Origin of the sequence: Bacillus sp. NPDC057893, assembly GCF_042796455.1 — a bacterium.
GTDB lineage: Bacteria > Bacillota > Bacilli > Bacillales > Bacillaceae_G > Bacillus_A.
The window spans coordinates 1573055-1597021 of sequence record NZ_JBHVNG010000001.1 but is presented as its reverse complement, the minus strand read 5'-3'; the positions used below and the strand labels follow the sequence as shown (position 1 = coordinate 1597021).

Sequence of the window (23967 nt, the reverse complement as noted above, 5' to 3'; positions counted from 1 at the left end):
AGAAGTGAGCATCTTAGTTGAAGATAACTTTTGTTTGAGAAGTTCGGCTAACACTTGTTGTAGGAATTGCACGGCTGTGGCATTAAATCGTTGATGCTTCTAAACAGCTACATAAATGAGTTAAAGAGGTTTTAGCGACTTTTTGACTAATCCATACACATAAAGCGACTAAATCTTTTGCTTGGTACTTACTGGTTCTTTGCACAAAACCAACATTTCTAGCAAGATCTCTTAAGAAATTTGGAGATAAGAAGTTTTGAATTTCTTGAGCAAATAGTTGTAATTCATCAGATACAGAAATAGACATACAAAAACGCCATCCTTTCCTATGATTCTACAGAAAGAATAGCGTATTTTTTCATTTTAGGGGGGATTTTATTTTGTTAGCTTGATAGCGATGTGGTGAGACCCCTATATAAACTGTAATTTCATTCACATTTATTGTGTATATATATAAAATTATTAATTAATATATCAATGTCTTGACTTAAATACAAAACTTGCTTATGAGTAAAACCATACTTCTCTACAAGTTTAATTAGTTCTTGTTTCTTTTCTTCAATTAGTTTATGTCAATTTGCCATCTCCATATCTTTAAAAGCTCCTTTAATACTATTTATCGGTTAAATTATAGTATAAATACAAAAATAAGGTAACCGAAAATTTTAGTAATTGAGTTTTAGAGCAGACTAATAAATATATAAAAATCAAGATATATGTATAATTGCATTTAAAATCTTCTATATTGATGTTATACTAATATTAATCGAGAAGCATCTGATTAATCACTACATTTTCTTAAATAACATGTCAACGTATAAAAAGACACTTTAAGTAGTGTCTTTTTATACGTTTTGAGCCTAATACTAGGATAGAACTAACACATAGTTATAAACGGGGTCCCGCCACATCGCTATCAAGCTATCAAGCTATCAAAACAAAATACCCCCTAAAACGAAAAAGAGATGGAGAAAACAATAAAAAAACTTATCATTAAGTGCTAAAAGATAAGCTTTTTTTCTATACTTATTGAATTTTATTGGATTTATTCCATACTAATTTAGTAAGAAAATATTGAATACCAAACAAGATAGTAACAAGTAAAATGAACTTTAAACATACTAACATCCATCCAACAATGTCTTGAGGTAATTGATTATTATATGTAGTGTAGGCTACACCAGTAAAAGATAAAATAAGGGTATAAGATAATTTATCTTTTAATGTTTGTTTTAATTTTTCTTTGTTATCGATTTCTGGTTCGTAAACACCAGCTAAAATGGATCTAATAAAGAAGAATACCATATAACAGATAATTATACCAAGAGCTGTAGCCCATTCTAGAAACGGTCTTTGTAAGTATACGCCCCTTATTATTAAATCTATGAAGGCTAGCAATAAAACCACAATTCCAGATTGGGCCCAAATTTTCATTTCAATTTGCTGAATTCTTTCATCTGAATGTGTACTGAGTGAAAACAAATTTTTTAGTTTTTCCATTCTATTTTCCCTCCCAAAATAATTCATCTAAAGTTTTATCGAGTGATTTAGCTATATCAATGCAAAGCTTTAAAGATGGATTATATTTATTAAGTTCAATAAGACCAATGGTTTGTCGAGTAACATTTACAAGCACAGCTAATTCTTGTTGAGTTAGCCCCTTTTCTGTTCTTGCAATTTTTATTTTGCTTACTGACATTAAATACACCCCGTTTGTAAAGATAATCTTTATACTTTCCATCTTATATTCTATATATTAAATTATAATCAATATTAACGAAATATATATTTTGCATTAAGACGTATATAGATTGCGTTTGTCCTTTCTTTTTTTCCATTTCTATTATTTTTGTCTCTAAAACTATCTCACAAATATAAAAATACGCTATGCTTTCTGTAGAATCATAGGAAAGGATGGCGTTTTTGTATGTCTATTTCTGTATCTGATGAATTACAATTATTTGCTCAAGAAATTCAAAGCTTTTTATCCCCAAATATCTTACAAACTCTTGCTAGAGATGTTGGTTTTGTGCAACGAACCAGTAAATACCAAGCAAAAGATTTAGTCGCTTTATGTGTATGGATGAACCAAAATGTCGCTAAAACCTCTTTAACTCAGTTATGTATCTGTTTAGAAGCATCAACAGAAGTAAAGAGCTAGGCTACCATTCCATAAGGTATGTGGACATGCTCATACACTTATTTACGCATTGGCCTCCTAGCTAATGCGTAAACCTTTATTTTCGTTAGTTGTGTTCGTTTGTTTTGTTAGACCTTAAATCGAATTGCAACTACATTCTTCTTATTTAATAAGTATTAATTTAGAAAACCCATAAACAAAAAAAAGAGCGCTGTAAAGAAACGCACTCATTCAAAGGACTTTACCAATCTCGACGATTATCGCGATCACAGTCACGATCATGATTACGTCTGCGACGACATTCATCACAATCGCAGTCACGGTCACGTCTACAACGTCGGTCATCACAATCTCTATTTCTGCGTCTGCAAAACATTAAATCATCCCAAAATCTATTACAATCTCTGCAATGTCTGAAATTACAATTACATCCCATAAATATGATTACCTCCTCTCAACTCTAGGATTCATCATATTCTATGCTAAAAAACAAAAACAGCTTGTTTACTAGTCTATATTTTGCATTTTAGAATAATAATATTCGTATTTACTCTTCAAATTGCAAGTCTATTTCACCAATTATCATCCCTTAACAACAAACAAGACGCCACCCAGATCACGGCAGCGCCTACGATAATTGCTATTGGTTTAATCATTAACAAATATATCTGGCCCCTTCTTCAGCGCGTACGAGAAACCCGAAATAAATACAACACTAAATATAATAATAGAAGACCACATATTAAAATGATATTCTTTACCTGCAACTAAATTATATATGTTATGGACCAAGAAATTAGCACCTATAATAATTCCGCCTAACATTGAACTAATTAAAATGCTCATTAAATAAAACTTGAACTTCTGGAACATTTCCCTTCTACCCCTTTTCTAAAATAAATTTTATTTAGGTTATACCAGAAAATTGTACCATTTATTTTCCATATATTATCAAAACTATGTTTTAATTAAGGTTATTTTAAGAAAGGCATTATCTATTCAAATGTCCATTTTGTTCAATAAAAAAGAGCATCCACGTCAGTAGATGCTAAAATGTGTGATAAGGGTTTTCCTATGAGTATTGAATGTGACACGAAGAACTTGTCCCATAATTCAATATATTCTTGTCCTTGTCAAAAGGTGCAATAAAAAGAGTACCCGCCATTAGGTACTCTTCAACAAGTAAGTATGGCACTCCAAGTTTCACCTCATATGATAACTCGTCCCACGATCCATCATATGCTTGTCTTATTAGAATGTTCACTGGTTTAATGTGTAATTTCTATATAACAAAGAAAAAGAACCAGTTTTGGATGTTTAATGTATACTAATATTAATATTGAATAGCTTTATTGATAAACTTTCTAGAACAATAAATATACTAGCTGAAACTGATCTATATCCAATATTCTTTCCTGTAACATTAATAGTAATCTCCGCTAAATGGGTTTTCATATTATCTTTTTCAAAAATTTCATCTTCAATCTTTTCAATTATTGCTTCACTATCCACCTCTTTAAAAGTTTTCAGTAATCTCGTTTCTAATAAAGTAAAATCAAAATTTTCATCCTTAACCACATCAAATTTAATCTTCATTTTTCTTTCCCCATTTTTAATAAGTTGACATCTATGTATTAATATAATTATATATATTTGTATTAAATAATTCAAAAAATATGTTTTATAAAACTATCATCCATAGTTCACATCTCCAATAGAGAGAAATGAAAAAAACAAATGGTAAAGTTCCTTCTTTCAAGGTAAAGACTATCCTCAACCTTTTCCAAGCCACCGCATCATATAATTTTTTAACTATCCTTAGCTACGCGCTTTACATTCGGTGACTGGCAGAAGACTAAGAATCTTCTCGTTTTAAGTCCGTAGACTTCGAGAGCTATGGGGGATTCTGGTGCAAAAATCATTTAATAGAGACATAGAGCCTACACATTCTGTTCAATTCCAGATTATGATGTAATTCCAAACAAGTTATGTACAAATTCAACTTCTTTTTGGATAGACTTCACCTGTCGGTGAAGTTGTCCTTTTTTCATCATATGCATGGCTTCAACACCACTCAATATAGAGGTTGCTGTTTTAAATGACTTGAACCCCAACATAGAACGCACGCGTTTCTTAATAAAACGATGATCCTGTGTTCCACTATATTATTGAGATATCTAACTTGTCTTAGTTGTATGCCTTCTAATTGAGGTCCATATTGATGAACCCAGCGCATAATCGTTGTGTGAGCAATTGATAATCCTCTTTCCTCCATCATTTCCACCAGGTTACGAAAGCTCAAATTGTACCGTAGGTACCACCTTACTGTTAATAAGATTAGTTCAGACTGATAATGCTTCCATTTAAACAAATTCTCCTTTTCCATACTGATCACACACCTTTTATAGAGTAGTAATATCAGTATGTCCAAGTTTAAGAGATTTTTTGCACCAGAACCCAATGAATTACAGCAATTACTCACAATTGTATAGAATTCAGCTATACCCCATCCTAACTTTCTATCTGTAAAAAACTTTGCAACAGAACCAACTTTCGCACCTATAAAATAAGTGGGAAGCTTTAGCTATATTGAATTTAGAGTCTATCAATTGTGTACTTGACAACTTGAGTAAAATGAAAAAACACCTCGTTCTTTGGTATAGTGAGATTGCCTAGAAATCACTACCACAGAAGAGGTGCCTTAACTACGATACATCAAAATAACCAATATCATCAACTACCAAAAGAACTTAATTCTATTTTTTTCGAGCTTGAAATGAATATCCAGCTAAGGATGCAGTCTATCGCCGTTTCCTGCTGCTGTTTAGTACGAATACGATTAAAAAAGTAACTCGCCTTACGAAAAAATCCGCTCCAAAGTGTTGATTATGCTTATGATCGTAACCCCAGTAAAAAGGTTGAATTGCTGGCACACTATTTTGAAACCTTGGTTAGCTATTCAAACTTTGAAGTATTTACTGTTTTTTAATCAATGAGTAAGGGGCAAAATTCAAAGTATATGGTAGCACTATTTGTACTTCGTCCTGTAATCTTTGCTCATCGAATAAACCTAGAGCTATCACTCATGCCTTCAGTTGAACACCCTGATGACTGAGCTAAGATAAATTATGGATGAAGTGCCCGTGCCATCGCATCAAAATAATTCTGACTGGCACGCTGACTTACTACGGCTTCAGGCACAAATACTTCAAAGCAATGGAAGCAGCCGGGGTAGAGGTGAAATTCAACGTCTACTCCTGCTTGTGCAAGTCGTGTTACATATTCAATGGTTTCATCTCGAAATAAATCGAGTTGACCTACACATGTATAAGTTGGCGGTAGCCCGGCTAAGTTTTCTGCTCTCGAAGGTACGGCATAGGAAGATAGCTCGTTGGAATCTTTCTCCTTGCCCAAGTACATACTCCAAGCCGTCAAATTGTTTGCTCTATTCCATGTTGCGTGTTCTTCTGTAATCTCATAGCTTGATGGTGTTATGTTGCGGTTGTCAAGCATCGGATACAGCGGCATCTGGAATATAATAGATGGACCTCCTTTATCCCGAGCCATTAACGCAAGCGCTGCTGTTAGTCCACCGCCTCCACTTGCACCGGCGATCGCAACTCGATTCACATCAATGCCCAGCGAGTCTGCCTCATTTGTCATCCAAACCAAGCCTGCATAACAATCTTCGATAGCCGCTGGATAAGGATGTTCGGGAGCAAGTCGATAATCGACAGACACAACAACGCATTTAGCATTCTGAACAAAGCGTTCACACAAAACATCGTCCATATCGGGGTGTCCCATTACGTATCCGCCACCGTGAATCCACAGCATAGCTGGAAGTTTATCAAGATTGTTCTCAACGGGTTCGTAAATTTTAACTAACATCTCGCCAGCAGCGCCAGGAATCATTCGCTTGGTCATGTGTACAAGCTCTGATTTTTCCAAATGTGGATTCGACAAGAGACTTCGACTCGCCTCTAGATCCCCCTCTAATTGAAAACCTGGAAATTGTGAGAAAGCCTGTTTTAATTCTGGTAATACTCGGCTGTCAATTTTCATATAAATTCCTCCAGTTAAATAATGAGACTTGATGCAATCCTTATGGAATAATTAACGGAATAGATGCGTCTCCTGTTCTCCTTCAGCTTCCCATTTGGCAATTTCCTCTCTTACACGAGGGGCAACTTCTGTTCCAAGCAATTCTATGGCACGCATGACCTGATCATGTGGCATGGTACTTAATGGTACATACATCATAAAGCGTGTAATCCCTACATGCTTACGAAGATGTATGATTTTTTCGGCGACTGTATCTGGATCACCAACATACAACGCCCCTTCAAAACTTCGTGCAGCATCAAAGCTGGAACGATCATAATAAGGCCAACCCCGCTCTTTGCCAAGTTTATTCATGCCTGCCTGAGTGGACGGGAAAAATGTATCTGCTGCCAATTCCGTATTCTCTCCAACAAATCCAATCGAATGAGATCCCACCTGAAGTTTTGATACATCATGACCAGCGTGAGCCGCCGCTTTCTTATATAGCTGTACAATTCGTGCAAAGTGCATTGGGCTACCACCAATAATCGCCAGCATAAGTGGTAATCCCAGAAAACCGGCACGGATAGCAGACTCCTGATTTCCACCGCTACCAACCCATATCGGTAAAGGATTTTGAACAGGTCTTGGATACACACCTAAATTATTGATTGCTGGTCGATGTCCGCCTTCCCAAGTCACTTTTTCGGACTGACGTATTTTGAGCAGTAGGTCCAAATGTTCTTCAAACAGTTCTTCATAGTCCTTCAAGTTATAGCCAAACAATGGAAAAGATTCGATAAAGGAACCACGACCCGCCATAATCTCTGCGCGTCCATTTGAAATGCCATCCAGTGTGGAAAAATCCTGAAAAACGCGCACAGGATCAGCTGAAGAAAGCACAGTTACTGCACTCGCGAGCCGTATCTTTTTCGTTTGTGGTGCCGCGGCTGATAGAACCATCGCTGGAGAGGATGCTGCATAATCCTTCCTATGGTGCTCACCAACACCAAACACATCAAGTCCTACTTGATCAGCAAGAACGATTTCTTCAACAACTTCACGCAATCGCTGTGCGTGACTTATCACTTCACCACTATGTACATCTGGTTTCGTTTCTACAAAAGACGTAATACCTATTTCCATTTGTCATCTCTCCTAGTCCAATTAGATTTTAAGTCAAAAAAATTAATCATTTCCTTTATGGTAGTAACGTGTTTCTCATATTGACTAACACACGTTTATTTCATGAAATCTTAACTCGTCTGGTCATAGCCCAAAAAAGAAGAGCGAAAGCACTGACAGAGGCTCCGAGTAAGGAAACCCCTCCCCAGCCAAAGTGTGCGTATATTTGAGTCGAAGCAATTGAACCACCAGCACTGCCGATAGAATAAAACACCATATATCCAGCAGTAAGTCGACTCCGTGCTTCTGTATGCAATGGAAGGATCATGGTTTGATTCGTGACATGTATTGCCTGTACGGCCAAATCAAGTAGAACTATCCCTATCACTAACGCGATTAATGACTGCTCTATATAACTGATGAACAACCATGAAATCAATAATAGAGCTAAAGCAATACCTGTCGTTCGTTGTCCGTAACCTTGATCGGCCAATTTCCCTGCCCGTGCCGCAGCTAAGGCTCCAGCCACGCCTACAAGACCGAATGCGCCAATTGCACTATGAGATAGAGCAATTGGCGGTGTACTAAGTGGCAGTACTAGTGAAGTCCACAAAATGCTGAAATCAGCAAAAATCAGCATAGCTAGAACGGAGCGAACGCGTAACGTTCGTTCTTGAATAAACAAAGCAAGCACCGATCTAATCAACTGAGGGTAGGATAGCGATTTTACCTCGCGCTCAACATTGGGCAACATCTTCATAAACATAAAAACCATCAAAAGCATGAGCGCAGCAGAAAATAGATATACAGAACGCCATCCCGCAACATCTGTCAATATACCAGCAAAAGTACGTGCGAGAAGTATGCCAATAACAATCCCACTTGTTACAATGCCAACGACACGTCCTCTTTCTGTAGGGGAAGCGATGGTCGCTGCAAACGCCACGAGAGTCTGTGTCACAACTGCAAGCAGACCCACCAAAGCCATACCTGCGAAAAGCACCATGCTGGAGGAAGCAGTACCAACTATAACCAGAGCTGTTGTAGATAATAGCATCTGACCGACAATTAGACGTCGCTGGTTTAGCAAATCTCCAAGCGGTACGAGTAGCAGTAAGCCCACTCCATAAAAAATTTGTGTAACGGTAATAACAACACCAATAATGGAATGGTTAATACTAAACTCATTAGATAGTTGATCAAGCAACGGCTGTGCAAAGTAAATATTGGCAACAGACATTCCACAGGCAGCCGCAAACAATAATGCCAAAGCGTGAGACATGGATGGCTGTTGATCCAAATTAGGTTTTGTTATGGAAGATTTATGACTTATCTTAGTGTAGAGTGGATCATCTTCTATATTTGTCTCTGTTTTAAACATACCTTAACCTCCAATCACATTAGATTTTTAATCATAACATACCGTTCAGTACAATATGATTACTGGTAAATATAACTTAGTCTTATTCATGATGTCAACGATTTATTTGCACTAAAGTAAATGTTGTATTAAATGAATGGAGATTGGTTTGACATAGAGAATGGCTAAATATATAATAATTACATACTGTTTGGTAATAAAAACAACAATTGTAATTACCTACACACCTATCCTAAAACAATTAATAAAATCAAAGTTTGAGGAGGAGAATTCTTAATGGCAAGAACCCGTGAATTTGATGAGGATCAAGTTTTAGATGCAGCAATGCAGTTATTTTGGGAGAAGGGCTATGAGGCTACCTCATTAAGTGATCTTACTTCTAGAATGGGCATTCAACGCCCTAGTATTTATTCAGCTTTTGGAGATAAGAAAGAATTGTTTGAAGCCGCACTTCGCAGATATACAATGTCTCGGGCCTCTGATACACGAACTAGGCTTCAAAGTCACTCCTCTGTAAAAGAGGCATTTTCTATTTTCTTTGCCGATGTCGTCAATGAAGAATACGCAGGAGATCTTAGTAAAGGTTGTTTTTGTATCAATACAATGGTTGAACTAGCACCTCATGATGAGCGATTTGAAATTTTGACCAGAGAACATCAAATGTACCTCGCCGTCATTTTTCAGGAGACGATCGAACGTGGAATCCAATCAGGTGAGCTGGAAGTCAACACAGATGCAAAGTCTTTGGCACAGGCACTGATTGTAGCGTTAATCGGTCTAACGGTTATGATGAAATCTCGCCCCCAACGTTCATTTGTCGACAATGCAATAGCAGCGACGCTCACATTACTTAAGTGACATGATTGTATATGAAAGTACGAAAACTATACCTTTATAGGGGTAGCGTCACATGCCCATCAACTTAAGAAATTATTTGTTCCCCAAAACGAAAAAAATGAGCCGAATTCTATAAATAACTGTAAAAAGGTGAAATTTTCATTTTTGGGTGGTTCCAAATCCTTAGCTTGATGGCCATGGGGTCACCATATCAAAAAAAGAAAATTGCAAGTTTGGACACAATTTGGAAACAAAATATCCGATTCCTTGTAAGCTAAGGGATCGGATATTTATTTTACTGTTCTATATAGTGTACAATTTCTCGCTAACGAGGTCTGTGTAGCAACCGAATCAAATCTTGCGTTAAGTATTAGTGGCCATCAAAAATAGTAATGACTACTTCAGATTAACATCCATTCGATTCACAATTAAATATACCAATATGTTAAATGGCTAAATAATACAAACGGTATGAAGAGAATTTCTACTCTTTTCATACCGTTTTGCATTTGTTTATAAGTTTCATATGAAATTCGTGGGAAGATGCAGCATTTCTTTTATAAATAAGACTCAAAAGTCACCATACCTGATAAAGGAAATATTAATGTAACTCTAGTTCCTTTATTCACTTCAGATTCAATGCCAATTTTCAATCCTAATTTTGAACACAATTTTTCGCAAAGATACAAGCCCATTCCTGTACTTTTGCTAAATCTTCTTCCATTCTCTCCAGTAAACCCTTTCTCAAAAACTCTATTTATATCTTTAGTTACTATCCCTACTCCATTATCCTCTATAGTTAGTATTACTGAGTTAGTTTTCTTAATTGTGTATATACGTATCATTTGTTCTTTGTTATTTGAGTACTTTATAGAATTTCCTATTATTTGATTAATAATAAATTCAATCCATTTTCCATCACTATATACAATCTCATCAATATCCTGTATATCTAATTTTATTCTCTTATGAATAAAATCCCTATAGTTTCTTTTAATTACATTCCTTACTACATTATCAAGGTTGATTGGCTTTATCATATAGTCTTTATTCACGTTAGAGCTTCGAGAATAATACAGAACCTGTTCAACAAACCCCTCAATCCGATCCATTTGAGAGTCGATTTTATTCGTTACTTCATTTTGATTATTTTCAATTATAAGCTTTGTAGAAGCTATTGGTGTCTTAATTTCATGCACCCATGTTTCTATATATTCTCTGTAATCCAATTGCATATCTCTATAATACTTTACATTTTCATGCATATCTCTACTTACTTCTTTCAGTATAGCGTTAAGCTTTTCCCCATGTATAAAGTTTGCTTCCTTTACTACCTCTGGAAGTAAGTATTTTTTCTCCAAGTTTTCTAATATGCCGTTAATCTCATTATAATAAATTTTACATCTTATAAATTCTATAGCCATATATGAAATCAATGGAAAAAACCAAATACAAAAGACAAAGAATATGATAATGAACGGAACATTCACAGTCAGCAATATACCTGCTAGTATAATAAATACCAGTACATTAAATAGTATTACTACCATTTTATCTTTAATAAATTCACCTATATTCATGGCATTATATACCCTAAGCTTCTTCTTGTTGTAATTGGATTTTCTATACCTATATCTTCAAGCTTTTTTCTTAATCTATTTATATTAACTGTTAAGGTGCTATCATCCACAAAATAATCAGATTTCCATAAAGTTTCGATGAGTGAATCTCTTTTTACAATATTTCCGCGATTATTTATTAAACATGAGAGTATTTTAACTTCATTTTTAGTTAACTCTACAGACTTGTCTTGATAAGTAACTGTTGCATTTGAAAGATTTAAATTAAAATCTCTATAAATTAAGATATGATTCGTCTTGAAATCTCCAGTTGTTCTTCTTAAAATGTTTGTTACTCTTGCTAATAGTATTTCTGTATTATAAGGCTTTGTTATAAAATCATCTGCTCCTAAATTCATACTTATTAGTTCATCTACATCACTATCTCTGCTTGTAACCATGAAGATTGGAACATCTGAAGTTTTACGTATTTCTCTGCATATATAATAGCCATCGAACACAGGAAGATTTATGTCTAGTAATATAAGGTTTGCATTCTCACTTTCTATATATTCGATAATATGATTAAAATCTGTGGGAGCCTTTACTTCATATCCATACTTTATAAAAAAATTTTGTAATTCTTCTCTGATGATTTCATCATCTTCAATCAGAATGATTTTTTTCATGACTTTTCCCTCCCTATACAGAATATAAGGCTATTACATCTTGAGAAACAAAGTGTAATAGCCCTAATGAGCATTATAAAATCAAGTATTACTTTTTACAATATTTTTATACCCGACATATGTCGTGTAGAAATATACTACATAAACTACAAGAAGTACTAAGCCAGTCATCAATGCTGGTAAAATAATGTCTGTTTGTTGAAATGCATTAATAAAAATATTAACTAAATAAATTCCAACTACAGAATGAATTATGGCAAGAATAACTGGAAGACTAAAGTATACGAAAGTTTGAATAAAAATCGTTTTGTCGATCATTGTTCCATTTGAACCAATTCTCTTCAAAGATTTATATCGATCTATGCTATCACTGGCTTCTGATAATTGTTGAAGAGCTAATACAGCCATACTCGTTATTAAAAATACAATACCTATATATATCCCAATAAACAGTATGATAGTTTTCAATCCCTTACTTTCTGCACAAACTTCATCCTTTGATTTGCCTGCTATACGATTAATATTTAATTTCGGGCCATTTTCGTCATAAAAGCCCCGTGCAACGTTATCATATTTTTTATTATATTCTTCTCTATTTCCATCTGAATAATTTACATTAAGTATGGATGCAATAATTTTGTAGCCTGATAAAAACTCATCATTTATAACGATTGTGGAGTAATTAGTTGTCCCATCAGAAGTGTAAAGATTCTCTTGTATAACTTTAGCGTTTTTTACCAGATATTCTTTTTCTTTAATATTCACCTTATTGCTATTTTTTAATCTTTCATTTATCGAATTAACCAACCGGTTATCATTTGATAAAAGTAAAACTTCATTGTTATTTAAAGTGATTTCCTTTTCACCTTTAAGATTTAAAATTTTATTATAATCAGATACTTTAATGAAATCCATACCGCGACCATAATCTTTACGTTCTGGTATAAAGTCCACCACTTCCATCCCTGTTTGATATACATTATAAGATACATATTTTTCGTTATTACTTATTTTAAAATTAGCTTTATTTAATACGTCTTCTATCGTGTAACTTTCATCCTTATTCTCCAACGTAATACTGGCATCAAATGGTGTTACTTCTTTCATTGTTGCGTCCATCATTCTGTTAAAGCTGATTCCTGTAGATAAAGCCACCAGTGTAAGGCATAACATTAAACAGATTACAGACATGGATATAAAATTTGTATTAACCTTACTATTTATTTGTTTGATGATAAATATATTTAACCCTTTAAAATAGACTTTTTTATTCTTCTTTACAACATATAATATAAATCCAGATAAACTAAAGAAAAACAGCAATGTACCTAATATGCCAAGAATGATTGATACCATAAACATAGGATTTTTAAAATTCAATCCGATTTTTAATACAGTCACATATGCATATCCAAGTGATGCTACACACATAATAAATGTGATTACATAGATAAGAGGATTTCTAAATTTTACATCTTCGTTTTTTCTACCTGCTGTTAACATATCAATTATTTTGTATTTAGAAACAACATATACATTAAATAACATAACAAGCAAAAACATGATTCCAAAGTATAATACGCTTTTACCTATAGCACCTGTTGAAATTGTAAATTTATATTTATTGATGGGCAATTCAAATAACTTTAATGTAAATGTAGATAATCCCTGCGATACTCCAATACCTATTATAAGTCCACTTACTAAAGATATAACGCCAACTAGAAATGTCTCTGTTACTAATATTCTGGATATGTTTCTTCTTCCCATACCTAAAGTCATGTATATTCCTAATTCTTTTTTACGTTTTTTAATTAAGAAATTATTTGCATACAATATTAAACCACCTAATATTACGGATACAAATACTGACACATTTGAGATAGCATTCATTACTGTAGGCACATACTTTCTATCTGAAGCGTTAATTTCCATAAGTGCCTTTTGTGATTCTATTGAGTTAAAGCTATAAAATATACAAACAGCCAGTGTTAGTGTTAAGAAATATATTGCATAATCCTTAAGACTTTTCTTTACATTCCCAATAGCAAGCTTAGAGTACATTATTATCGTCACCTCCAAGAAGGGTTATAACTTCGATAATTTTAGTAAAGAATTCTTTTCTGGAATCATTCCCTCTTACCAACTCGATAAATATTTTTCCATCTTTAATAAAAAGAATTCTACGAGCATAGCTTGCTGTAAATGCATCATGAGTAACCATAAGTATTGTAGCTTTTAAATCCTTATTTAAACTTTCAAATCTTTCGAGTAATAATCTAGCTGATTTAGAATCTAACGATCCTGTTGGTTCATCTGCAAGTACTAAAGATGGATCTGTTACGATAGCTCTTGCCGAACCAACCCTTTGTTTTTGTCCGCCTGACATTTGATAAGGGTATTTGCTTAATACTTGTTCAATGTCTAAATATTTTGCAACTACTTGTATTTTGCCATCAATTTTTGAACTTTTCTCACCTTTTATTGTTAACGCTAGGGCAATATTTTCATAAGCAGTAAGGGTATCTAATAAATTAAAGTCCTGAAATATAAACCCTAATTCATTTTGTCTAAACTTATCTAGTGACTTTGATTTTAACCGAGTAATGTCACTATTATTTATCATTATTTTTCCCGTAGTAACATTATCAATAGTTGATATACAGTTAAGTAATGTAGTTTTTCCACTTCCTGAAGGCCCCATTATCCCTACAAATTCTCCCTCATCTACCTTAAAACTAATATTATCTATAGCCTTTGTTACATTATCTTTATTACCATAATATTTTTCAATTTTTTCTACACTTAATATATTTCGCATTAATACTTCTCCTTTTTCATTATAAAAATTCTTTAACTCCCATTCATTTTATATAATTTCATTAATAGTATCGGTGGAATTACATTTCATTAACATTACATTTTTGTTATATTGAGCGATACCTCTGCATGTAAGTTATCAGAAATCGCAATGGATTAAGTAAGGTTTATTCGATCCCTTACCAAAGAGGCAGATAAATGTAGGGGTATCGGTTCTGGTGCAAAAACGATAAGACTTATGTAATTATTGGAAATAAGCAAACTGGTTACGGCGTAACAACAGCTCTATTTAAAAGACATAGATTCATAGTCATTTTAGAAGAAGCACCACATATTATTGATGGCCTACTATATCATGAAACAGATTTGGATATTGAAGAACATTATACGGATGCGGCAGGATTTATAGATCATGTCTTTGCCATGTGTCATATGTTAGGATTTCGATTTGCTCCTAGAATCAAAACGTTTAGTAAGAATAAAATTTATACTTTTGAAAAGCCTTAAATCAACCGCATCTAGAATTTATGATTGGGGGAACAATTCATACAAAGAAAATAAGAGAAAATTGGGATGATTTATTACGATTAACTAGTTCTGTTCGTAATGGAACAGTCACAGCTTCTCTTATTCTTAAAAAGCTTGTAGCCTATCCAAGGCCGAATAGCTTATCCGTAACATTACGTGAGATAGGTAGGATTGAAAGAACTTTATATACATTAGAATGGTTGCAGAGTCCTGAGCTTAGAAGACGTGTTCAGGTTGGTTTAAATAAAGGTGAAGCAAAACACGTACTTGCTCGAGCTGTATTTTTCAATCGATTAGGGGAAATTCGTGATCGTTCTTATGAAGATCAATTACATAGAGCTAGTGGTTTGCAACTTCTTATTTCAGCAATTGTATTATGGAATACGGTATACATATCACGTGCAGTAGATGCTTTACGTGCAAAAGGCATGGACATTCCAGAGGAATATTTACAGCATATATCTCCACTTGGATGAGAACATATCACGTTGACAGGTAATTATGTTTGGAACTTAAATGAAAAAACAAATTTCAATAATTTTAGACCGTTATGATACAAAAATTCTATAAAAAAAGCAGTAAAATAAATAACCAGTTCCTTAACATACAGGGAACAGGTTAAAATGTCTCCAACTTGTGTCTGGGGTATCGCCACATGCCCATCAACTTAAGAATTCAGAATTACCCCAAAACGAAAAAATGAGCTTTTTTGTTACAAGTTAGCACAAAATTTCGTTCTGGGGGTGCTATAAAATTTTAGCTTGATGGCGATGTGGCGGTACCCCATTATGCAAAAGATAAAAATTGGAAGCCAATAGATGAAAAATAATAATTCCTTATTCAACTAACGCATGCATTAGTTGAACAACCTAAGGCTGCTTCGGCAGCCATTTTTTGTACCAACTGTCAGTTTAGTTTTCAATATGTGAAAAGGGATTTCTAAGTGATTAATTGAATATATATTTATTGTTCACTAATTTTTGGGAGGCCCCTTTATGGGAGATAAGCCTTACTGTATTGCTATCAAGTTCTTAATGAAGAAAGACTAGGAGCTTCGCACGGTTCTATAATAACTTATAGTGATGCTGTGACGGGATTTCTTGTTAGTGAGATAGGGTATTTTTTAATTTATTATAGTAACGTACCACGAAATTGCAACTCTCGTCCTCAAGAATTATTTCTTTGAGGTGAAAGTTTTTTTATTATATAAGTTTCATTCTGTCATAATTTAAAGTTTTCGAGAGGAGAAATAATATGAATTCTATTTTATTAGATGTTCCGTTACAAATAGAAACAGACAGACTAATTCTTCGAGCACCACTTCAAGCTGGTGACGGGAATGTCGTACACCAAGCTATTAAGGATTCAATTAGTGAGTTAAAGCAATGGTTGCTTTTATTCCAGTCAATTCCTACTGTTGAAGAAACGGAAATTATCCTGAGAAATGCCCATATAGATTTTTTGAAAAGAGAAAGCTTTCGCTATCTTATCTATCATAAGGGTACTAATGATTTTATTGGAACTGCTAGCCTTCACGGAATTAATTGGAAGATTTCTAAATGTGAAATTGGATACTGGATTAACACGCAATTTAGTGGCAATGGATATATGACAGAAGTAGTAAGTGAGTTAACAAACCTTGGATTTCAGTTACTCAAATTTAGAAGGATTGAAATACGATGTGAATCTAATAACACTAAAAGTCGTACGATCCCTGAAAAACTAGGTTTTGAGCTTGAAGGGATATTACGTAATGAAGATCTTTCAGCTGACGGTAAAAAACTAACTGATACCTGCATCTATGCAAAGGTAAATTAGATTAAAATTTTAATACTCAATTGAGTCTGTGTACATAGTTTATTCCCCTTCTAATCCGTTATTGTGATTTGTTTAGAACTATAGTACATCAATATGTTTAAAATGAAATGTACTGAAATGGGTATATTCTATTAAAACAAGAAGATTTACTTCTCATAATAATATCAGTATTATATACAAATGTTACAATCATTTTATAAATAAATTACTTCATGAAGTTATAAAATTAGGACCGTACATATTAGACATATTTAAAATGTACGGTCCTTTTGTTTACTAGTGGTTCACTTATCTAACCTAAAGATAAGTATGTGGTCCTTTTACAATTTGAATTTCTGTTTAAGCTTCTTATATTTTCTATATGAACGTCTAACAATGTTCAACATGAAATACGGTATTTTAACAGGGAAAGGCAATTTATAAATGAAAGGAAAGTAAAATGTAAAATATGCCTTTTCTAAGTCTCTCCACTTACTATCTTCTTTTGTTTTTAAGAAATCAGATACATCGACTACATATCCCCTTCCGTTTTCCATCATCACATTTTTCCCGTGAACATCACAAGGAGTTAATCCTTGCTCCCTTGCATACTCTATAGCTTCATTGATATCAAGGATTACCTGCTTAGGAATTTTAATCCCCTTATGAATAGCATCGTATAAGGTAATTTCTTTTAAACGTTTCAATACTATGAAATTTTCTCCTTTATATATAAGCTTCGAATAAGAAGGATGATTTCCGATTCTTCGGTATACTTCTGACTCTTTTTCAATTCCTTCTCCTTCTCGCGCGTAAACTTTCACTACCCAATCTTTGTATTCTTTGTGCATAAATACTGCGGCATAATTACCTGTCCCTAAACACTTCCAAAGTCTAGGAATATCTTTAACTACTACAGGCTCGAATTCATCCTCACTTCTTATGCTTACCTCTTTTAATAATTCGTCCTTTATCAATCCCACAAAACTATTTATACTCATCATTCCCACTCCGGTTTTGCTAAAAGGGGGACTACCCCATACCCATCAAGTTAAAAAGTACATTCTTCCCTAATACGAAAAAAATGAGCAGACTTCACTAAGTAACTAACTTTAGAGAAATAAAATTTTCATTTAGGGGGGACTTCAAAACCTTAAAATGGATATTCTACGCAAATATATACTATTGATACAATAAATTATGTTAACTTCACATGATTATTTTATAAAAAAACTTAGCAAATACCATTATGAAAAGTGTACAAGCTATATTTATTAATAATATACAACTTATACAAGTTGTTCAATGAAGAATATTTCGTAGATAAAATTGATTGTTTTAATCCAGATACTATAAAAAATTTACTCCCATATACTCAAGGAGTTAACGAATGGATTGGCTTATTTTTTGTCGGAGGAAATAGATTAGCAGATGGAGAAAGCACTGGGTGTACTTCATATGTACCGATTGTTCAGAATGGTGAAACAACTGATTCTCCTTACTATTCCTGTTTTGTTTTGATATATTAAATACATACTATGTCATTAAAAATTAAAAGACAGACAGGAGTTAAATAGAATGATAAAAGGTTTCGGAGGAATATTTTGGAGAACTAAAAATATTGATGTTATAAAAAAATGGTACAGTGAAGTATTGAAGATTGAAATAGAAAATTGGAATGGGACTGTGATTAAACCCGAATTAGGAACTGAGACTATCTTTTCTTTCTTTACCGAGAATGACAGTTATTTTCCAGCAGAACAACAAGTGATGTTAAATTTCCAAGTACATAATCTAAACGAGACTATTCAGCATCTTGAACAAATTGGTGTACCTCTTGAAAAGCAAGAAGAGATTAGTGAATTTGGAAAGTTTATTTGGATTAAAGATCCTGAAGGTCGATTGATCGAACTTTGGGAGAAATAGTCGTTTATAATAATTTGCTACTAAGCTAACGAGTGCTTTAGTTCAATAAAAAAAGTTGATTCCTTTGAAGTGCACCTCCGATTATTAGACACAGTCTAACAATCGAAGGTGCACTTTTTTAATCTAAATTAATACTTTTAATGATTTTCATCAGCTAATTTATCGATATAACCTGTTATATACAGATTTGCTTTAGATACTTCCGTATTCTTAAATTCAGAATGAAAATCAGGAGAAAATGATACTTCTAAAACAATAATAGTAGCACCCTCGCTTAATTTAATAGTCTAAGTTTACATGCCCTTATTTTATGTATCCAACTTAGTATAATAGCCTATCCATTTATTAATAATATCAATCTACCAATAAATTACAATCACCTTAAATGTCTGAATTTTCCATAAATTAAAGGTTATCCCCAAAACAACCTCGAATATTGTAATAAACATACATAACATAAGGAGGTTGATCTATTTTGTTTCGTTCATTTACAAATGGATGTGTTGCCCTTGTGCAACGTTTCTTACCAGAACCGTTTATTTTATCATGCTTATTAACCGTTTTCGTTATCTTCTTCGGCATGTTTGCGACGCACCAAACACCGGTCGAAATGATTACGCATTGGGGCAATGGCATTTGGGGACTTCTCGCCTTTTCTATGCAAATGGCTCTTGTACTCGTGACAGGATCGGCATTAGCAAACGCTCCTCTTATTAAAAAAGGATTAACGAAAGCAGCGAAATTACCGAAAACAAATGGACAAGGTATTATTGCAATTTCAATCGTAAGTTTACTAGGAGCATACATAAACTGGGGATTTGGTATTGTTGTATCGGTTTTATATGCAAAAGAAGTGGCAAGACAGTTAGAAGGATTAGATTATAGGTTAGCAATTGCTTCTTCTTACTCCGGATTTCTCATTTGGCATGCAGGCCTTTCCGCTTCTATCCCTCTTACATTAGCAACAGGCGGCGAAACGTTAATCAAAACGACAGCTGGAAGTATTAAAGAAGCGATTCCAATAACAGAAACGTTATTCTCACCATACGCTCTCGTTCCAGTTATTATCTTTTTAATTACAATGCCTCTCATTAATAAAGCAATGCATCCAGATGAAAAGCATACAATTACTGTAGACCCTAGCGTGTTCCATGAAGAGGCTGCTGCTCAAGAAGTAGAGCAAAAAACATTCGCTGAAAAAATGGAAAATAGTATGATTATTACACTTTGCATTGGATTATTAGGTCTTATTTATATTTTTAACTATTTTAGTACGAAAGGCTTTAACCTTACACTTGATATCGTTATTTTTATGTTATTGATTGCGGGTCTTATTTTCCACCGTACTCCGATTCAATATATTCGAGCTTTCTCTGACTCAACTAAGAGTGCTTCAGGTATTTTACTTCAGTTTCCGTTCTATGCTGGAATTATGGGCATGATGATTGGAGTAAATAGTGAAGGGCTTTCGCTTGGAGGAGCTATTTCTACTTTCTTTATTAGCATTTCAAATGAAACCACATTCCCGCTCTTTACATTTTTAAGTGCTGGAATTGTTAATATTTTCGTTCCATCTGGAGGCGGTCAATGGGCAGTGCAAGCACCAATTATGATTCCAGCTGGCGCTGAACTTGGTGTACCTGCCGCGAAAACAGCGATGGCAATTGCATGGGGCGATGCTTGGACAAATTTAATTCAGCCTTTCTGGGCATTACCGGCATTAGCGATAGCTGGTTTAGGCGCTCGTGATATTATGGGATTTTGTGTTGTTAACTTACTATATGCAGGATTTATCATTAGTCTATGTTTCTTATTTATTTAAACGGAAAGCTAGTTTTATACTAGCTTTTTTATATAATAAATCATTCGTTATCTATACAGCTTATTACCTTCCTCCACTCTACCTCTGCATGATTTAATGCTTCATATGTAAACAAATCTTCACACACTTTTTCAATCATATGAGGATTGTTCTTAAGGAAATTCCACTGCAATACTTTAGGAAGAAAATATGTTTCATATTCTTTACTTCCCCTAATCACCTCATCAACTTCTCTTTCACAAATCCCTCTTATTAAATAATCATTTCTTAATTGTATCTGAATTTGTTGAAACGTTTCACTATACTTCTTCAATTGGACTAAACAATTAATATACGTACGAAAAAGTTCGTCATCATAATTGCAACACTTTATAATATGATCTATTTCATTCATAATGTACGAGCCTTTTCTTCTATTTGTAATAGCCATTTTTCACGCTTCTCTAGTTTACTCGTTTTCACAGATTGAAAAGCAGAACGTTTTATATTGCGAATACCACAAAAACGCAAAACCCCTCTTTTCATCATAATCCAATCCGCTGATCGATATAATAGTGCTACGTACCATAACGGTGAGTCTAACGTATTAATAACCCACGCCTTCTTACCTTTAAATAAGCCTTTCGGTAATGCCCCCTCATATTTATAAGCAAATCCAGCTACAAAAATACGATCGATAAATCCTTTTAAAATAGCAGGCATGCCCCACCACCATATTGGATATATGAAAAGAAGAATATCCGCCTTCTGCACTAATTCTCTATATCGCTTCGTCTCTTCTTCATTTAGTAAATCACGTCTTTTCTTCTCTTCATTAAATACAAGCACTGGATCAAATTGTTCTTTATATAAATCAAGTAGCGTAACAGAATGATTTGTTTCCCCAAGTCCTTTTTGCACATGCTCTAAAATTGCCGCATTAAAGCTTGAAGGATTAGGATGAGCGTATATAATTAGTACGTTCACTACAAAGCAACTCCCTCTTTAGTTAAAGTTTCCCTTTCTTTAACATCTTCTCTACAATTTGCACATTTTTCGAACTTTGTAACAAACGATTTAATACTGTTAGTAACTCTTCTTTTTCTAAACCGTTCAGTTTCTCTTTAACCGTACTCTCACCAGCACCTTGAATATCATAAACAACTGCCGCCATATGTTTACAATAATTTTCGTACGGACACTCGCAACTACTTTCTGCAAAATCTTCAAGATCAATAACTACTTCATAATTTCCTGCATTACCAGTCACAAAAGCAAATACTTTATTATCATGTACTTCAACATCTTCTACATGTCCCTCTTCATAATATTCATAACCTCTATCAACAATGTATTTCGGAATATACCTATGTAGTTCTTTTAATAAATATGCGTACATAACAACACCTCTTCCTTTAATTCCCTTTTGACTTCCAAAATCCTGCATGTTATTCTAATAACTGTCAAGTAGCGAGTCTACGTGACAAACGACTGACACCTATTCGGCGAAGGTGTCTCTTTTCATTTGCAGCCGATATGAAGTGCCTCTTTCAGGCACATTCAATCTTTGACACTACACACTCAACACCATTCCCTTGTATCAGGCTGCTTCAGCAGTCTTTTACACTACATACTTCAAAAAAAAGAGAGCCTAGCTCCCTTTTCCTGCTTTATAAAATACCCCTTTTTCAGCATAGCGATATTCATCATCAGCTAAAGTAATTTTCCCATCCAGTTTGAGTTCATCTAATAGTCTTGATAAATAAAATTGATGTAACATTTTTTTAGTGAATTTTCCTTCATGATGCGAAACGATATGTTCTTGAATATCTAACAATGATATTGGCTTATTTTGCTCTATCATATATTCATAAACTGTACTACGCAGTTTTACGTATTTTTCGAGTGTCACAGTACTTCGCAACCCCTTTCTTCTTATTATATGCTTTCGTAATCGGTTTTTTTGCAACAAAAAAACCTCTCCGATAAGAAGAAGTTACGTATATCTTCGTCTTATCTCCCAGAACAAAAATGTTCTGCTGGAATTAGCACCTGCATCGCGGTTGCTGGGTTTCATCGGGCCAGTCCCTCCACCTCTCTGGATAAGAAAATATTCACTTTAAATTTAACTATACGTAATTTCATTATAATTGTCAAATAAATATAATAAATTATATTTTCTTCTTAACTGTTCATACTACAAATAGATGTACAGAAGGAGGTTACTACGTTGCAAAAGAACGCTCGTGGATACGTACAAGATTCATTTCAATCATTACAAGAAGCGAAACATTGTTTAGAAGATGCATTACAAACTGTTGAAGAAGATTTTAATCGTGCACGTATTGAACAATCCCTTTACGCTGTAGAACAAGCATTACAAAGATGCGATTATACCGTTCACATTTTAGAACAAGAATGAAAACTTCCCATCAAAAGATGGGAAGTTTTTTCAAATGGCATACTTCATCATTATTACCGTTATTATTAAAAAATATACAGAATTAACAATTTCTAAAATCCCTACTTTTAATATAGAAATCTTTTTGCCATACAACATAATGGCCCGAATTACACTTGGGACAAATATGAGTGAACACCATGGATTTATAGTAAATACGATTACCGTTAATACAATATGATATCCCCAAGATATAAAACGATACTTTGGATTATTTTTTTCACGAATCATCGTTTTCACATAAAACGTACTTCCTAAAAAATATAGAAATGAAATAAGTGCAATGAATAATGCTGTTTTATCTATAAATTTCATTGAGAAATAATAACTGATTAAACCGCCTATACAAAACACAATAATCGCGCAAATGTCATTTAGTAATGCTCGTTCATTTTTTTGACGAGCGTAATACATATTTACAATAAACAATGGAATCATTAATACTGCGAATAAAAGAATTCGCCATTCATATAATAAAGAAATCATCCCAAATACAAATGCAATGATAAAATAAACAATTGCAGCGCGTAGAAATTCTTTTTTTCGTCTTTGCTTTATGTACATGAGAAATGGATAAGTAGCTAGATAGATAAAGAACCAGGCTAAAAACAATGGGATATGATAAAAAGTAGGTTTACCAAGTAATACACTTAATAGAAATGGTATGACAAGCATCGCCCATGCTCCATGCTGCTTCGGAATAACTAACTTCATTAACTATACACCTCCCTCTTGAAAATAATTCTCACCTACTATTATACAAATAATTTCATATAATAACGGATATATATTAGATCTATTTTTTGACAATAAAAAATGCTCCTTACAATATGTAAGAAGCATGAAAGAGGCAAACGAA

General features: G+C 33.7%; 24 protein-coding genes, 4 pseudogenes and 1 riboswitch. Of the genes and pseudogenes, 7 read left to right on the top strand and 21 right to left on the bottom strand.

What is annotated here, in order from left to right:
• From ACFVQC_RS08550 to ACFVQC_RS08535, 4 genes and pseudogenes are all read right to left on the bottom strand, one after another.
• A pseudogene (locus ACFVQC_RS08550) lies at nucleotides 1–307 on the bottom strand (IS4 family transposase); the annotation flags it as partial.
• A 121-nt stretch (nucleotides 308–428) separates the two neighbouring features.
• Nucleotides 429–563, bottom strand: coding sequence for a Spo0E family sporulation regulatory protein-aspartic acid phosphatase (locus ACFVQC_RS08545; RefSeq protein ID WP_377898151.1), 135 nt, complete (start codon nucleotides 561–563; stop codon nucleotides 429–431).
• A 463-nt stretch (nucleotides 564–1026) separates the two neighbouring features.
• On the bottom strand, nucleotides 1027–1500 hold the full coding sequence (locus ACFVQC_RS08540) for a DUF6773 family protein (protein WP_377898116.1): 474 nt from the start codon (nucleotides 1498–1500) through the stop codon (nucleotides 1027–1029).
• Nucleotide 1501: 1 nt separating this feature from the next.
• Entirely contained in the window at nucleotides 1502–1699 is a 198-nt protein-coding gene (locus tag ACFVQC_RS08535) for a helix-turn-helix transcriptional regulator (protein ID WP_377892982.1), read from the bottom strand.
• A gap of 228 nt (nucleotides 1700–1927) precedes the next feature.
• Between ACFVQC_RS08535 and ACFVQC_RS08530 the strand changes: the two are divergent.
• Nucleotides 1928–2152: pseudogene (locus ACFVQC_RS08530) on the top strand (IS4 family transposase); the annotation flags it as partial.
• Nucleotides 2153–2381: 229 nt separating this feature from the next.
• Here ACFVQC_RS08530 and ACFVQC_RS08525 read toward each other — a convergent pair.
• From ACFVQC_RS08525 to ACFVQC_RS08495, 7 genes and pseudogenes are all read right to left on the bottom strand, one after another.
• Nucleotides 2382–2576 carry a hypothetical protein gene (locus ACFVQC_RS08525; RefSeq protein WP_377898115.1) on the bottom strand — a complete coding sequence of 65 codons (195 nt, stop codon included), beginning with the start codon at nucleotides 2574–2576 and terminating at the stop codon, nucleotides 2382–2384.
• Nucleotides 2577–2788: 212 nt separating this feature from the next.
• Complete coding sequence (locus ACFVQC_RS08520) at nucleotides 2789–3013, bottom strand: hypothetical protein (RefSeq protein WP_000486589.1); 225 nt, start codon at nucleotides 3011–3013, stop codon at nucleotides 2789–2791.
• Nucleotides 3014–3457: 444 nt separating this feature from the next.
• Nucleotides 3458–3736 carry a hypothetical protein gene (locus ACFVQC_RS08515; RefSeq protein WP_377898113.1) on the bottom strand — a complete coding sequence of 93 codons (279 nt, stop codon included), beginning with the start codon at nucleotides 3734–3736 and terminating at the stop codon, nucleotides 3458–3460.
• Nucleotides 3737–4104: 368 nt separating this feature from the next.
• Nucleotides 4105–4526, bottom strand: a pseudogene (locus ACFVQC_RS08510) (IS6 family transposase).
• 740 nt (nucleotides 4527–5266) lie between these two features.
• Nucleotides 5267–6205, bottom strand: a complete 939-nt coding sequence (locus tag ACFVQC_RS08505) for an alpha/beta hydrolase (protein WP_377896242.1) — start codon at nucleotides 6203–6205, stop codon at nucleotides 5267–5269.
• 51 nt (nucleotides 6206–6256) lie between these two features.
• Complete coding sequence (locus tag ACFVQC_RS08500) at nucleotides 6257–7330, bottom strand: LLM class flavin-dependent oxidoreductase (protein WP_016091903.1); 1074 nt, start codon at nucleotides 7328–7330, stop codon at nucleotides 6257–6259.
• 100 nt (nucleotides 7331–7430) lie between these two features.
• Nucleotides 7431–8690, bottom strand: a complete 1260-nt coding sequence (locus tag ACFVQC_RS08495; RefSeq protein WP_377898111.1) for an MFS transporter — start codon at nucleotides 8688–8690, stop codon at nucleotides 7431–7433.
• A gap of 276 nt (nucleotides 8691–8966) precedes the next feature.
• On the opposite strand from ACFVQC_RS08495, the gene ACFVQC_RS08490 reads away from it, so the two are divergent.
• Nucleotides 8967–9548 (top strand): TetR/AcrR family transcriptional regulator, encoded by a 582-nt coding sequence (locus ACFVQC_RS08490; protein WP_377898109.1) that lies wholly within the window; start codon nucleotides 8967–8969, stop codon nucleotides 9546–9548.
• Between the two features lie 536 nt (nucleotides 9549–10084).
• Here the strand turns inward: ACFVQC_RS08490 and ACFVQC_RS08485 are convergent.
• The 4 genes from ACFVQC_RS08485 to ACFVQC_RS08470 form a co-directional block, all read right to left on the bottom strand.
• On the bottom strand, nucleotides 10085–11107 hold the full coding sequence (locus tag ACFVQC_RS08485) for a sensor histidine kinase (protein WP_219919319.1): 1023 nt from the start codon (nucleotides 11105–11107) through the stop codon (nucleotides 10085–10087).
• Entirely contained in the window at nucleotides 11104–11775 is a 672-nt protein-coding gene (locus ACFVQC_RS08480; protein WP_377898107.1) for a response regulator transcription factor, read from the bottom strand. The genes ACFVQC_RS08485 and ACFVQC_RS08480 overlap by 4 nt, the downstream gene beginning before the upstream one ends.
• Before the next feature lie 81 nt (nucleotides 11776–11856).
• Nucleotides 11857–13839 (bottom strand): FtsX-like permease family protein, encoded by a 1983-nt coding sequence (locus ACFVQC_RS08475; protein WP_377891687.1) that lies wholly within the window; start codon nucleotides 13837–13839, stop codon nucleotides 11857–11859.
• Entirely contained in the window at nucleotides 13829–14596 is a 768-nt protein-coding gene (locus tag ACFVQC_RS08470; protein ID WP_377898105.1) for an ABC transporter ATP-binding protein, read from the bottom strand. Before ACFVQC_RS08470 ends, ACFVQC_RS08475 begins: the two co-directional genes overlap by 11 nt.
• A gap of 314 nt (nucleotides 14597–14910) precedes the next feature.
• On the opposite strand from ACFVQC_RS08470, the pseudogene ACFVQC_RS08465 reads away from it, so the two are divergent.
• Together ACFVQC_RS08465 and ACFVQC_RS08460 are read left to right on the top strand one after the other, a co-directional pair.
• Nucleotides 14911–15677 (top strand): annotated as a pseudogene (locus ACFVQC_RS08465) (Tn3 family transposase); the annotation flags it as partial.
• Nucleotides 15678–16377: 700 nt separating this feature from the next.
• Nucleotides 16378–16941 carry a GNAT family N-acetyltransferase gene (locus ACFVQC_RS08460; protein WP_377891681.1) on the top strand — a complete coding sequence of 188 codons (564 nt, stop codon included), beginning with the start codon at nucleotides 16378–16380 and terminating at the stop codon, nucleotides 16939–16941.
• A gap of 320 nt (nucleotides 16942–17261) precedes the next feature.
• Here ACFVQC_RS08460 and ACFVQC_RS08455 read toward each other — a convergent pair whose 3' ends face one another.
• Nucleotides 17262–17921, bottom strand: a complete 660-nt coding sequence (locus ACFVQC_RS08455) for a protein kinase family protein (RefSeq protein ID WP_377891679.1) — start codon at nucleotides 17919–17921, stop codon at nucleotides 17262–17264.
• 577 nt (nucleotides 17922–18498) lie between these two features.
• Between ACFVQC_RS08455 and ACFVQC_RS08450 the strand changes: the two genes are divergently transcribed.
• Both ACFVQC_RS08450 and ACFVQC_RS08445 read left to right on the top strand, forming a co-directional pair.
• The gene (locus ACFVQC_RS08450) at nucleotides 18499–18846 is read left to right on the top strand and encodes a VOC family protein (RefSeq protein ID WP_377891676.1); all 348 of its coding nucleotides are present in this window, start codon (nucleotides 18499–18501) and stop codon (nucleotides 18844–18846) included.
• A gap of 475 nt (nucleotides 18847–19321) precedes the next feature.
• Nucleotides 19322–20668 (top strand): short-chain fatty acid transporter, encoded by a 1347-nt coding sequence (locus ACFVQC_RS08445; RefSeq protein WP_071744162.1) that lies wholly within the window; start codon nucleotides 19322–19324, stop codon nucleotides 20666–20668.
• Between the two features lie 40 nt (nucleotides 20669–20708).
• Here the strand turns inward: ACFVQC_RS08445 and ACFVQC_RS08440 are convergent, their stop codons facing one another.
• The 4 genes from ACFVQC_RS08440 to ACFVQC_RS08425 all read right to left on the bottom strand — a co-directional run bounded on the left by ACFVQC_RS08440 (nucleotide 20709) and on the right by ACFVQC_RS08425 (nucleotide 22619).
• On the bottom strand, nucleotides 20709–21062 hold the full coding sequence (locus ACFVQC_RS08440) for a group-specific protein (protein WP_377891672.1): 354 nt from the start codon (nucleotides 21060–21062) through the stop codon (nucleotides 20709–20711).
• The gene (locus ACFVQC_RS08435) at nucleotides 21059–21634 is read right to left on the bottom strand and encodes an NAD(P)H-dependent oxidoreductase (protein WP_377898103.1); all 576 of its coding nucleotides are present in this window, start codon (nucleotides 21632–21634) and stop codon (nucleotides 21059–21061) included. Before ACFVQC_RS08435 ends, ACFVQC_RS08440 begins: the two co-directional genes overlap by 4 nt.
• A 22-nt stretch (nucleotides 21635–21656) precedes the next feature.
• Nucleotides 21657–22046, bottom strand: a complete 390-nt coding sequence (locus tag ACFVQC_RS08430; protein ID WP_377891666.1) for an SWIM zinc finger family protein — start codon at nucleotides 22044–22046, stop codon at nucleotides 21657–21659.
• Between the two features lie 252 nt (nucleotides 22047–22298).
• On the bottom strand, nucleotides 22299–22619 hold the full coding sequence (locus ACFVQC_RS08425) for a hypothetical protein (protein ID WP_377891663.1): 321 nt from the start codon (nucleotides 22617–22619) through the stop codon (nucleotides 22299–22301).
• 38 nt (nucleotides 22620–22657) lie between these two features.
• A riboswitch (SAM riboswitch) is annotated at nucleotides 22658–22756 on the bottom strand.
• A 121-nt stretch (nucleotides 22757–22877) separates the two neighbouring features.
• Here ACFVQC_RS08425 and ACFVQC_RS08420 point away from each other — a divergent pair.
• Nucleotides 22878–23069, top strand: coding sequence for a hypothetical protein (locus ACFVQC_RS08420; RefSeq protein WP_002110871.1), 192 nt, complete (start codon nucleotides 22878–22880; stop codon nucleotides 23067–23069).
• A 30-nt stretch (nucleotides 23070–23099) separates the two neighbouring features.
• Here ACFVQC_RS08420 and ACFVQC_RS08415 read toward each other — a convergent pair whose 3' ends face one another.
• Nucleotides 23100–23822 (bottom strand): YwiC-like family protein, encoded by a 723-nt coding sequence (locus ACFVQC_RS08415; RefSeq protein WP_377891658.1) that lies wholly within the window; start codon nucleotides 23820–23822, stop codon nucleotides 23100–23102.
• Nucleotides 23823–23967 lie beyond the last annotated feature (145 nt).